Genomic DNA, 12595 nt, shown 5'->3' on the forward strand with positions numbered 1-12595 from the left:
TTAAAAGATCGTTTGTTAAATAGCTTTATTTTAATTTTACTTAATTTTTAGCATATTTTAAAAACTGAAAACCGCCACTGAGACTGAAAACTATTTTTTCACAGCTTCAACTAACTCCAATTCGTCTAAGCTTACTTTCGATGTAAAAATTCCATAATTTACTGTTGCTTTATTTTTTTCTATTGAATCGATACTTCCAATAGATCTTCCGTCCATCATTCTTACTCGGTCGCCCACTTTTAAAATTGGTCTTGGTTTTTCTATAACAGGTTTTAATTTTTTCTCTTTTTTCTCTTTTCGAATTTCCTCAACTTTTACCTGAACTTCAGCAATAATTTCTTTTTGTTTTTCAACTTTTGCTTTGGTTTCTTTTGGAGTTGCTTTTTTTCGTTTTGAATTTTCAATTTCAACTATTTTTAAAAATTCACCTATTAGTTCTTTTTTATTTTTGTTGTTGAAATATTTTTCGGCGATGTCATCAATTTTTTGTCCAATGTAAATAATCTTTTGGTTACTGTCATATAGTTCTTGATAGCTTTCCAATTTTTGCTGGATTCTAGTATTGATGTTTTCCATCTTTTTACTTTCTTCACGTGCACGAGTTTCTTCTTCTTTTAAATTCAAAGAAGTTTTTTCAAGCTTTGACCTTTCTTTTTGAAGAGTCGCAATGGTTTTATCAAAACGAACTTTTCCAACTTCGATTTTCTTTTTCGCACGATTAATCAATCCAAACGGAATTCCATTTTTTTGGGCAACTTCAAATGTAAACGAACTTCCTGCCTGACCCAACGCCAATTTGTACATTGGTTCTAGAGACTTTTCGTCGAACATCATATTGGCATTTGTGGCATATGGTAATTCGTTTGCCAAAATTTTTAAATTGGAATAGTGCGTTGTTATAATTCCGAAAGCTTCACGATGATAAAATTCTTCTAAAAAAATCTCAGCCAAAGCACCTCCCAATTCAGGATCAGAACCTGTACCAAATTCGTCAATTAAAAACATGGTTTTCTTGTTGCATTTCTTCAAGAAATAATTCATATTTTTTAATCTGTAACTATAAGTACTTAAATGATTTTCAATAGATTGGTTGTCTCCAATGTCAGTTAAGATTCTATCAAATAAGAAAGTTTCGCTTCTTTCGTGTACCGGAATTAAAATTCCAGACTGCAGCATCAATTGTAATAAACCAACGGTTTTTAGAGAAATAGTTTTCCCGCCGGCGTTTGGTCCAGAAATTACGATAATTCTATTTTCCTGTTTTAGCTCAATGGTCTGCGGATGTGTAACTTCATTTTTTTGTTTGTTGTTCAAATACAAAATCGGATGATAGGCTTCTCTAAAAAATAATCTTCTTTCTTCTGTAATTTCGGGCAAGATTCCGTTAATGCGATTGGCGTATTTTGCTTTTCCCGCAACAACATCAATATCACTTAAAAAGTCCTGATATTCAATTAATAAAGGTAAGTAAGGACGAATTACGTTTGACAGATTTTTTAAAATTCTCGTAATTTCTTCCTTCTCTTCATATTCTAAATTTGCTAACTCTCTTGAATATTTTAGAGTAGCTTCTGGTTCAATGTAAGCAATGCTTCCTGTTTTGGAACTTCCTAAAATAGAACCTTTTACTTTACGGCGATACATTGCTAGCACTGCTAAAACCCTGCGGTTTTGTACAAAGCTTTCTTTAATATCATCCAAATATCCTAAACCATTATATTGTGTAAGCGCAACGCCAAAACTTTGATTTACTTTTCCACGTACCAAATTCATATTCTGGCGAATACTTAATAAAGCTGGCGAAGCATTATCCTTAATTTCTCCATATTTATCGACAATTGCATCAATTGCCGTAATAATGTCTTTTGTCAATTCTACCCGAGAAGCTCTTGCATTGAGATTAGGATAATAGTCGTCAAATTTTTTGAGGAAACTCAGTAAGACATTTGTAGTTGCAGAAAGATTGGCAATTTTTCTAAAACTGCCTACTTCCAAGAAACTGTCTTCGATTGCTAAAAATTTAATTTCATGAGTTATAGCATCGAATCCATGATTAGGAATCGCGTTATTATTTTGAAAAGAAGAAACATATTCTGATGTCTGCATTAATGACTGCATCAATTCTTCTTTATCTCTAAATGGTTTTATTTGTAAAGCCTTTTCTTTTCCAATATCGGTGTTGCATCCATCTGAAATGGTTTCGAGTACTGTTGGAAATTGTAAGTCTTGTAATGTTTTTTCGGTAATACTGATCATTTAATCTCTTTATGAAAGTAAAAGCAAAAGTACGAAAACAATAATGAATTGTGAATTATGAATTATGAATTATGAGCTTTTCTTGGCTGTTGGTTTTCAATTTTTTACATTTTTCTTTTTAGTAAATATGATTTTAAGTAATTATTTCTGAAATTCGCATAAAAAAAGTTATGGACGTAAAAATGCATTCTTCTTGGAAACCAGTTTTGAATGAAGAATTCGAAAAACCATATTTCAAAGAATTAATTGAATTCGTAAAATCAGAATATACTACTAAAGTTTGTTATCCAAAAGGCAGTCAGATTTTTTCAGCTTTTGACCATTGTCATTTTGATGAAGTGAAAGTTGTTATAATTGGACAGGATCCTTATCACGGTCCAAACCAAGCAAATGGTTTATGTTTTTCTGTAAATGATGGGATTCCGTTTCCACCATCACTTCAAAATATATTCAAAGAAATTCAAACTGATTTCAATATACCTTTACCTAATACTGGAAATTTGGAGCGCTGGGCAGATCAAGGTGTTTTTCTTTTAAATGCCACATTAACAGTGAGACAATCTGAAGCAGGAAGTCATCAAGGAAAAGGATGGGAAAAATTTACAGATGCTGTAATCAAACAAATTTCTGCAGAAAGAGAAAATGTAGTATTCTTGCTTTGGGGCGGTTATGCTCAGAAGAAAGCTGCATTGATTGACGCTTCCAAACATCATATTTTAAAATCCGGACATCCTTCGCCTTTAAGTGCAAACAGAGGATTTTGGTTTGGAAATAAACATTTTAGCCAGACAAATGATTTTTTGAAATCGAAAGGATTGAAAGAAATCGAGTGGTAGTTAAACACTGATTCCACTAATTATCACTAATTTAAAATATTGTCATTTCGACTGAAAGTAGAAATCACACTAATTAATTCCGCATAGAATATCTTTAATCTTTGTAGAGTTTCTTGTGTGATTTCTCCTTTCAGTCGAAATGACAAATCAGTTCTTAATATTATTTTTTGATGATTTCTTCTAAAACAGCTTTGTTTTCGTAGTTTGTAACTTTTAGAATAATTTCTTGGTTTTTAACTGTTTTTCCTTCAATGATATAAAGTTTACCTTTATTGAACGGAACATTACTTTTGTCGAAATCAACATCTCCGTAAGTCAATGTATTTTTAATGTCTGCAGTGTCAACCCATTTTTCATTTAAAGTCTGAATTGCTTTATCTGAATATTGAAAAGGTTTTGTTCGAAGATTATTAAGAACTCGGGCATTTGGAAAGTAGTTGCAGCGAGTATCTTTTCCACTAAAAACAAGAGCTACAAAAAAACATCCCATAATTAGGCCTATTAGATAATATGCAAAACGGTGTACGAACTTCATGAAATAAAATTTTTGCAAAGGTACATTAAAGTTACCTTAAAATACAAGTAAATTGATATCGTTATCTGGCAAATCAAACCAGTCGCCAATAGCTTTGTTTGTTAGGATTCCGTGATAAAGATAAATACCATTTTTAAGACCTTTATTGCATCTAATAGCACTTTCTATTCCACCATCTTCGGCTATCTGATGTAGGTAAGGTGTTAGAATGTTACTAATTGATAATGAGGCGGTTTTGGAATATCTAGAAGGGATGTTTGGTACACAATAGTGTAAAACATTACTCTTTATAAAGGTTGGTTTTTCGTGGGTAGTAACTTCTGATGTTTCGAAGCAGCCTCCAGTGTCAATGCTTACATCAACAATTACAGCGCCTTTTTTCATGTGTTCTACCATAGTTTCTGTAACCACAATTGGACAGCGTTCTTTTCCGCGCATCGCGCCAATAGCGACATCACAGCGTCTTAATGCTTTTAATAAACCTTTTTGTTGTATAGTAGAAGTGAAAATTCTTTGATTTAAATTGTTTTGTAAACGGCGTAGTTTTGTAATTGAATTGTCAAAAACTTTTACGTTTGCCCCTAATCCAATTGCGGTTTTGGCTGCAAATTCGCCCACGGTCCCAGCTCCAAGAATAACAACTTCGGTAGGAGGGACGCCGGTAATATTTCCAAATAGAAGACCTTTTCCAAATTCATCGGTAATCATTAATTCTGCTGCAATAAGAATTGAAGCTGTTCCTGCAATTTCACTTAAAGATTTTACTGCTGGATACGAGCCGTCCTCATCTTTAATATATTCAAAAGCTAAGGCGGTGATTTTCTTTTGAGCTAAGGCTTCAAAGTATTCTTTCTTTTTGGTTTTGAGTTGAATAGCCGAAATGATTACCGTTTCTGGATTTATCATTTGTATTTCGGCCAAAGTCGGCGGTTCTACTTTTAGTAAAAACGGACAGCCAAAAACTCTTTTGGTATCTTTTGTTATTTCTGCGCCCGCATCGGCATATTCTTTGTCTGTATAACTCGAACTTTCCCCGGCTCCAGATTCAATCATAACACGGTGGCCCGCGTAAGTTAAGGAATTGACGGCATCGGGAGTAAGGCATATACGACGTTCCTGATAGCTTGTTTCCTTAGGAATTCCTATAAAAAGTTCTCTTTTAAAACGACCAACCTCAAGTTTTTCTTCTTGCGGTATTAATTGTTGTTTTGTAAATGGAGTTAACGTGATTGACATGGGTGGTGCAAAAAATTAAGAGTACAAATTACGTAAAAAGATTTAAAATTAGTGCAAAAATTCTGCTAATACTATAAGGTCCGAATGTTAAGAAATTTTTCTTCTAATTTTTTCATTCTATTTAGTAGTTTAAGAATTTCTGTATTATTTTTTTTTGCAAAGGCTTAAAAAGTTTTAAACTAATTTCAGTTCTCTTTTTCCGTCTGAAAGTAATTCAATTGTAATAGTTGAAGTTTCTTCTGGAAGAAGATTTTCAATTTTTTCAGACCATTCAATAAAACACCAATTTCCAGAGTACAAATAATCATCTACCCCCATATCTAGCGCTTCGGTTTCTTTATTTAATCTGTAAAAATCAAAATGATAAACGATCTCATTATTAGCAGTATTATATTCGTTAACTAAAGAAAAGGTTGGACTGCTCGTAGCATCTTCAACACCTAAACTTTTGCATAATTGCTTTATTAAAGTGGTTTTTCCAACCCCCATTTCTCCATTAAAAAGAATGATTTTTTTAGGGTTTGATGCTAAAATCTGCTCTGCGGCTTCTTGAATTTGATCTAATGAAAAAACGATATTCATTGTTATGTCTATTTATTTGGTCTCAGTCTCAGTTCAAAGTCTCAGTTAGAAACTGAAAACTGAGACTGCGACTGAAAACTTTTTTATTTCGGGTTAAATACCAAAAACGGAATAATCATTTCTTCTAAGGAAATTCCGCCGTGCTGATATGTATTTTTGTAATAACTCACATAATGATTGTAGTTGTTTACATAAGCCAAAAAGAAATCATTTTTGGCAAAAATAAACGAACTGCTCATGTTTATAGCTGGTAAACCAATTGTTTTTGGTTCTTTAACTACATAAACATCTTTTTGTTCATAGGTTAAACTACGACCGGTTTTGTAACGCAAATTTAGACTTGTATTTTTATCTCCCACAACTTTAGACGGATTTTTTACATTAATTGTTCCGTGATCTGTGGTTAAAATTAATTTGAATCCTAAAAGCTGTGCCTGCTGAATGATTTCTAATAAAGGAGAATTTTTAAACCAACTTAGTGTTAATGAGCGATATGCCTTATCATCAGAAGCTAATTCTTTTACAACTTCCATTTCTGTTTTAGCATGCGAAAGCATATCTACAAAATTGTAAACAACAGTAACTAAGTCATTACCTTTTAAAGCTTTGAAGTTTTCTGCAAGCTTTTTACCGCCGGCATAATTTGTAATTTTGAAATAATCTTCCTTAATATTTAAGCCTAATCTTTTCAATTGAGCCGATAGAAACTCAGCTTCGTAAAGATTTTTTCCGCCATCTTCAACGTCGTTTTTCCAATATTCAGGAAATTGTTTTTCCATATCCACAGGCATTAAGCCAGAGAAAATAGCATTTCTAGCATATTGAGTGGCTGTTGGAAGAATAGAATAATAAGGAACTTCTTTTTCTAATTTGTAATAATTGGCTATTACAGTTTCAAAAGATTTCCATTGGTCGTAACGAAGGTTGTCGATTACAACAAATAAAACAGGTTTGTCTTTCTTTTTTAACTCTGGAACAACTAATTCTTTAAATAAAGTATGAGATTGTATCGGTTTATCTGCTTTTGGTGCAAACCAATCTTCATAATTTCGTTCAATATATTTTCCAAATTGTGAATTGGCTTCAACTTTTTGAGATTCTAAAATTTCGATCATCGCCTGATCGTTGATGTTTTCAAGCTCTAATTCCCAGAAAAGTAATTTTTTATACAATTCCACCCAGTCTTCATACGAATTCACCATTGCCAATTCCATTGCAATTTTTCTGAATTCCTTTTGGTAATCTAAAGTTGTCTTTTCAGAAATCAATCGAGAATGGTCCAGATTTTTTTTCAAACTCAATAAAATCTGATTCGGATTTACAGGTTTTATCAAGTAATCGGCGATTTTAGAACCTATGGCTTCTTCCATAATGTATTCTTCCTCGCTTTTTGTAATCATAATCATAGGTATAGCTGATTTTTTCTCTTTCATTTCAGAAAGGGTTTCTAAACCGCTCATTCCAGGCATATTTTCATCCAAAAAAACAATATCAAAATTGTCTTCTTCAAACAATGCGATAGCATCAAGTCCGTTATTACAAGTCGTAACTTCGTAATTTTTTTTCTCTAGAAATAATATATGGGGCTTTAAAAGATCGATTTCATCATCGACCCAAAGTATTTTTATCTTATCCATAAACAAATTTTATTTTTACTGCAATTTAAAGTTATAGAACTTAAAAAGTATTAAAAATAGTATAAAATTATCAAAGATAAAAAATGATTTTATGTTGATTTTTTACAATTTTAAATATAGTTATCTGACCATCATTCTAATTTTAATATTTATTTTTAAATAAAAAACTCCAAACTCTTTATTCTTATTTACTTATATTTGTTGACCAAAAAAATAACCCGATTGTGACTCAGATCAACAAATTAAAAATATTCAACGATCCTATTTATGGCTTTATTACGATTCCGAACGAGCTGATTTATGATTTAATCCAACATCCCTATTTTCAGCGCCTTCGCCGTATCTCTCAAATGGGATTGTCGTATTTAGTTTATCCAGGCGCAAATCACACTCGTTTTCATCATGCTTTAGGATGCATGCATTTAATGCAGAAAGCAATTGATACGCTTCGTTTTAAAGATGTTGTGATATCTGCAGAAGAAGAAAATGCATTATTAATTGCTATTTTACTGCATGATATCGGACATGGGCCATTTTCTCACGCAATGGAAAGAAGTATTGTTGAAGATGTGCATCATGAAGCTATTTCATTATTATTTATGAATCAGCTAAATGAGGAGTTTGGCGGGAGATTGAGTTTGGCAATTCAGGTATTTAAAGGAGAATATCATAGGAAATTCATGCTGCAATTGATTTCAAGTCAGTTGGATATGGATCGAATGGATTATCTAAAACGTGACAGTTTTTATACTGGCGTTGCAGAAGGAAATGTCAATTCTGAACGATTGATTCAGATGATGAATGTTGAAAATGATGTTTTGGTTATTGAAGAAAAAGGAATTTATTCTGTAGAGAAGTTCTTGCTTTCCAGAAGGTTAATGTATTGGCAGGCTTATCTGCATAAAACCAGTTTGGTAGCCGAATTAATTTTAATGAAAACATTAAAGAGGGCTAAAGAGTTGACATTGAAAGGAATTAACCTACCTTGCAGTGAACCGCTTTCATATTTCATGCACAACAAAGTTACTTTGGATGATTTTGATGCTGAAAAGTTAGATTTGTTTTCGCAGCTTGATGATTTTGATATTATTAGTGCTTTGAAAGCTTGGCAGAGACAAGATGATTTTGTTTTAAGTACATTAAGCAAGATGATCATTAATAGAGATTTATTAAAAATAAAGTTAAGTGCAGAAAAAATTTCAATGGAAGAATCCCAATCATTGAAAGAACAATTTGCCAATTTGCATCATATTAGCCAATTAGAGGCTGGTTATTTTATTTTTAGAGGAAAAATTAAAAACCAAGCCTACAGTAAAGAAGCCGAACCTATTAGAATTTTGAAAAAAGATAAAACAATTGAAGATGTTGTTGAAGCTTCTGATCAGCTGAATTTGAAATCGTTATCTAAATTGGTAACAAAATATTATATCTGTTTCCCAAAACAACTTATCTAAAATTAACATTTAAAATCTATTTTTTATATTTTTGTCGCGATGAAATTTACAGCAGAACAAATAGCAGGAATTTTAGAAGGAGAAGTTGTTGGGAATCCCAATGCAGAAGTTTCTAAACTTTCTAAAATCGAAGAAGGCGAAGAAGGATCGCTTACTTTTTTGGCTAATCCAAAGTATATCAATTATATATATACAACAAAAGCGACTGTTACAATTGTTAATGACACTTTTGTTCCGGAGCAGGAAATTACGACTACACTAATAAAGGTAGAAGATGCTTATGCGGCATTTTCTAAGCTTTTGCATTTCTATAATCAAGTAAAATTAAATAAAACAGGTATAGAACCTCAGTCATTTATGTCTGAAGGAACTAAATATGGTGAAAATTTATATTTAGGAAGCTTCAGTTATGTAGGGCAAAATGTGGTTTTAGGGAATAATGTAAAAATTTATCCCAACAGTTTTATTGGTGATAACGTTGTTATTGGTGACAATGTATTCATTTTCGCTGGAGCAAAAATTTATTCAGAAACTGTAATTGGTAATAATTGTACCATTCATTCTGGAACTATTATAGGTGCAGATGGTTTTGGTTTTGTTCCAAATGAGGAAGGTATCTATAGTAAAGTACCTCAGATCGGAAACGTTATTATTGAAGATAATGTGGATATTGGCGCCAATACTACGATAGACAGAGCAACTCTTGGTTCTACAATAATTAGAAAAGGAGTTAAATTAGACAATCAGATCCAGATCGCCCATAATGTGGAAATCGGTAAGAACACTGTAATTGCTGCTCAAAGCGGCGTTGCGGGCTCTACTAAAATTGGAGAAAACTGTATGATTGGAGGGCAGGTAGGTATTGCGGGCCACTTAATTATAGGTAATAATGTAAGACTTCAGGCTCAGTCTGGAGTTGCAAGAAACATTAAAGATGATGAAATTCTGCAAGGAACACCATCTCTTGGATACACAGATTTTAATAAATCATATGTTCACTTTAAGAATCTGCCTAAAATTGTGTCCGAAGTTGAAGAATTAAAGAAACAAATAATAAACCCAAAAAATGGAAATAATGGTTAAACAGAAGACCATCAAGAATGAAATTTCGCTAACAGGAGTTGGATTACATACTGGAAAAGAAGTTACAATGACTTTTAAACCTGCTCCCGTTAATAATGGTTTCACTTTTGTAAGAGTAGATTTGCAAGGTCAGCCAGTTATTGAGGCTGATGCAAATTATGTTGTTAACACTCAAAGAGGTACAAATCTAGAGAAACTTGGAGTAAAAATTCAAACACCTGAGCACGTTTTAGCGGCAGTTGTTGGATGCGATTTGGATAATATTATTATTGAATTGAATGCCTCTGAACTTCCAATTATGGATGGTTCATCAAAATATTTTGTTGAAGCAATAGAGAAAGCAGGAATTGAAGAACAAGATGCAAGCCGTAATGTTTATGTTGTAAAAGAGGTGATCTCATTTACAGATGAAGCAACAGGAAGCGAAATTCTTGTTATGCCGAGCGATGAATATCAAGTAACTACAATGGTAGATTTTGGTACAAAAGTTTTAGGTACTCAAAATGCTACACTTAAAAGTCTTTCAGATTTTAAACAAGAAATTGCAAGCTCAAGAACTTTTAGTTTTTTACATGAATTAGAATCATTGTTAGAAAACGGACTTATAAAAGGCGGCGATTTAAATAACGCAATTGTTTATGTAGATAAAGAGATTTCTGAGTCTACAATGGAAAATTTAAAGAAAGCATTTGGTAAGGATGAAATATCTGTAAAACCAAATGGAGTTCTAGATAATCTTACACTGCATTACCCAAATGAAGCAGCAAGACATAAATTGCTTGATGTTATAGGAGATTTGTCTCTTATTGGTGTTCGAATTCAAGGAAAAATTATTGCTAATAAACCGGGTCACTTTGTAAATACTCAATTTGCTAAAAAGCTGGCTAAGATTATTAAAATAGAACAGAGAAATCATGTTCCTACTTATGATTTGCATCAAGAACCATTGATGGATATTCATAAAATTATGGCAATGCTTCCTCACAGACCTCCATTTTTGTTAATTGATAGAATTATCGAAATGTCTGACCGTCACGTGGTTGGATTGAAAAATGTTACTATGAACGAAAATTTCTTCGTAGGGCATTTTCCAGAAGCACCAGTAATGCCAGGGGTTTTAATTGTTGAAGCAATGGCGCAGACAGGGGGTATTTTGGTATTGAGTACAGTTCCAGATCCTGAGAATTATTTAACGTATTTCATGAAAATTGATAATGTTAAATTTAAACACAAAGTGTTGCCGGGAGATACTTTAATTTTTAAATGTGAGTTAATTTCTCCTATCAGAAGAGGGATTTGTCATATGCAGGCAAACGCCTATGCAAATGGTAAATTAGTTACTGAGGCAGAATTAATGGCACAAATAGCAAGAAAACAATAATAAATTATCAAATTTATTGTTTAGGTTTGTTGCCTGAAATTAGAATATTTTAATTAAAAATATAAAACATACAGATGAATCAACCATTAGCATATGTTCATCCTGGCGCGAAAATCGCTAAAAACGTTGTAATAGAGCCATTTACAACAATTCACAATAATGTTGTTATTGGTGATGGTACTTGGATTGGTTCAAATGTGACCATTATGGAAGGAGCTCGAATTGGTAAAAATTGCAATATTTTTCCAGGGGCTGTAATTTCTGCTGTGCCACAAGATTTAAAATTTGGAGGAGAAGATTCTCTTGCCATTATTGGAGATAATTGTACAATTAGAGAATGCGTAACTATAAATAGAGGAACAATTGCATCTGGCCAAACAGTAATTGGAAACAATTGTTTAGTAATGGCTTACGCGCATATTGCCCACGACTGCGAAATTGGAAACAATGCAATTATTGTGAACGGTGTTGCTTTGGCAGGTCACGTAGTGGTTGGTAATCATGCTGTTATTGGAGGTCTAGCGGCAATTCATCAGTTTATTCATATTGGAGATCACGCTATGATTTCTGGAGGATCATTGGTTAGAAAAGATGTTCCGCCGTTTACAAAAGCTGCAAAAGAGCCTTTGTCGTATGTTGGAATTAACTCAGTTGGTTTAAGAAGAAGAGGTTTCAGTACTGAAAAAATTAGAGAAATTCAGGAAATCTATAGAATTTTATACCAAAAGAATTATAATACAACTCAAGCTTTAAGTATTATTGAAGCAGAAATGGAAGCTACTCCCGAAAGAGATGAAATTCTTGATTTTATTAGAAATTCTTCTCGAGGAATTATGAAAGGTTATTCAGGAAACTATTAATTTTAGTTCCGATGGCTATAGGAATAGATTTCTGATTTTAGATTTCTAAACCGTACATTAAAATTGAAAACAGAATTATTACAAATAAATGAATGGAGAATTTATTCTCGATGAGAATCTAAAATCTACATTCTAAAATCTAAAATAAAACAAATGGCGTCTACATCAGATATTAGAAACGGATTGTGTATTAAATTTAATCACGATATCTATAAAATTATTGAATTTCTTCACGTAAAACCTGGGAAAGGTCCAGCTTTCGTAAGAACAAAACTTAAAAGTTTAACAACAGGAAAAGTATTAGATAATACATTTTCTGCTGGACATAAAATAGAAGATGTTCGTGTTGAGACACATACTTTTCAGTTTTTATATGCTGAAGGAGATGAATTCCATTTCATGAATGCTGAAACTTTTGAACAGATTTCATTGAACAAGAATATTTTAGATGCTCCAGCATTGTTGAAAGAAGGAACAAATGTAATGGTTCAGATTAATACTGAAACTGATTTACCTTTGTCTGTTGATATGCCAACATCTGTAATTCTAGAAGTTACTTATGCTGAACCAGGTGTAAAAGGTAACACAGCAACAAATGCAACAAAATCTGCTACAGTAGAAACAGGTGCAAGCATCAACGTTCCTTTGTTTATCAATGAAGGAGATAAAATTAAAATCGATACAGCTTCAGGTTCTTACATGGAGCGTGTAAAAGAGTAGTTTTTTAATTAAGAT

General features: G+C 32.4%; 11 protein-coding genes. 6 read left to right on the plus strand and 5 right to left on the minus strand.

The genetic code is table 11. The annotated features are described in order from the left end of the window. Positions 1 to 90: 90 nt before the first annotated feature. Positions 91 to 2256, minus strand: a complete 2166-nt coding sequence (locus HYN86_RS14790; protein WP_113678735.1) for an endonuclease MutS2 — start codon at positions 2254 to 2256, stop codon at positions 91 to 93. 170 nt (positions 2257 to 2426) lie between these two features. Between HYN86_RS14790 and HYN86_RS14795 the strand changes: the two genes are divergently transcribed. Next, positions 2427 to 3092, plus strand: coding sequence for a uracil-DNA glycosylase (locus tag HYN86_RS14795; protein ID WP_113678736.1), 666 nt, complete (start codon positions 2427 to 2429; stop codon positions 3090 to 3092). Between the two features lie 160 nt (positions 3093 to 3252). On the opposite strand, the gene HYN86_RS14800 is transcribed toward HYN86_RS14795, so the two are convergent. The 4 genes from HYN86_RS14800 to porX all read right to left on the minus strand — a co-directional run bounded on the left by HYN86_RS14800 (position 3253) and on the right by porX (position 7082). Beyond that, entirely contained in the window at positions 3253 to 3627 is a 375-nt protein-coding gene (locus HYN86_RS14800; RefSeq protein ID WP_113678737.1) for a DUF4258 domain-containing protein, read from the minus strand. Positions 3628 to 3663: 36 nt separating this feature from the next. Beyond that, the gene (locus HYN86_RS14805) at positions 3664 to 4863 is read right to left on the minus strand and encodes an alanine dehydrogenase (RefSeq protein ID WP_057118036.1); all 1200 of its coding nucleotides are present in this window, start codon (positions 4861 to 4863) and stop codon (positions 3664 to 3666) included. A 174-nt stretch (positions 4864 to 5037) separates the two neighbouring features. Continuing rightward, positions 5038 to 5445: a tRNA (adenosine(37)-N6)-threonylcarbamoyltransferase complex ATPase subunit type 1 TsaE gene (gene tsaE, locus HYN86_RS14810; protein WP_113678738.1), complete on the minus strand. Its 408-nt coding sequence runs from the start codon at positions 5443 to 5445 to the stop codon at positions 5038 to 5040. 83 nt (positions 5446 to 5528) lie between these two features. Then, positions 5529 to 7082 carry a T9SS response regulator signal transducer PorX gene (gene porX, locus HYN86_RS14815; protein ID WP_113678739.1) on the minus strand — a complete coding sequence of 518 codons (1554 nt, stop codon included), beginning with the start codon at positions 7080 to 7082 and terminating at the stop codon, positions 5529 to 5531. Positions 7083 to 7306: 224 nt separating this feature from the next. On the opposite strand from porX, the gene HYN86_RS14820 reads away from it, so the two are divergent. The 5 genes from HYN86_RS14820 to efp all read left to right on the plus strand — a co-directional run bounded on the left by HYN86_RS14820 (position 7307) and on the right by efp (position 12580). Further along, entirely contained in the window at positions 7307 to 8536 is a 1230-nt protein-coding gene (locus tag HYN86_RS14820) for an HD domain-containing protein (RefSeq protein ID WP_113678740.1), read from the plus strand. A 39-nt stretch (positions 8537 to 8575) separates the two neighbouring features. Beyond that, the gene (gene lpxD / locus HYN86_RS14825) at positions 8576 to 9619 is read left to right on the plus strand and encodes a UDP-3-O-(3-hydroxymyristoyl)glucosamine N-acyltransferase (RefSeq protein WP_113678741.1); all 1044 of its coding nucleotides are present in this window, start codon (positions 8576 to 8578) and stop codon (positions 9617 to 9619) included. Next, positions 9612 to 11000, plus strand: coding sequence for a bifunctional UDP-3-O-[3-hydroxymyristoyl] N-acetylglucosamine deacetylase/3-hydroxyacyl-ACP dehydratase (locus tag HYN86_RS14830; RefSeq protein ID WP_113679960.1), 1389 nt, complete (start codon positions 9612 to 9614; stop codon positions 10998 to 11000). Before lpxD ends, HYN86_RS14830 begins: the two co-directional genes overlap by 8 nt. A gap of 74 nt (positions 11001 to 11074) precedes the next feature. Beyond that, positions 11075 to 11860, plus strand: a complete 786-nt coding sequence (gene lpxA / locus HYN86_RS14835) for an acyl-ACP--UDP-N-acetylglucosamine O-acyltransferase (RefSeq protein ID WP_095951251.1) — start codon at positions 11075 to 11077, stop codon at positions 11858 to 11860. Between the two features lie 153 nt (positions 11861 to 12013). Then, on the plus strand, positions 12014 to 12580 hold the full coding sequence (efp, locus tag HYN86_RS14840; protein WP_113678742.1) for an elongation factor P: 567 nt from the start codon (positions 12014 to 12016) through the stop codon (positions 12578 to 12580). The last annotated feature ends 15 nt before the right edge of the window (positions 12581 to 12595 follow it).

Source organism: Flavobacterium fluviale (genome assembly GCF_003312915.1).
In the GTDB taxonomy this organism is placed as follows: domain Bacteria; phylum Bacteroidota; class Bacteroidia; order Flavobacteriales; family Flavobacteriaceae; genus Flavobacterium; species Flavobacterium fluviale.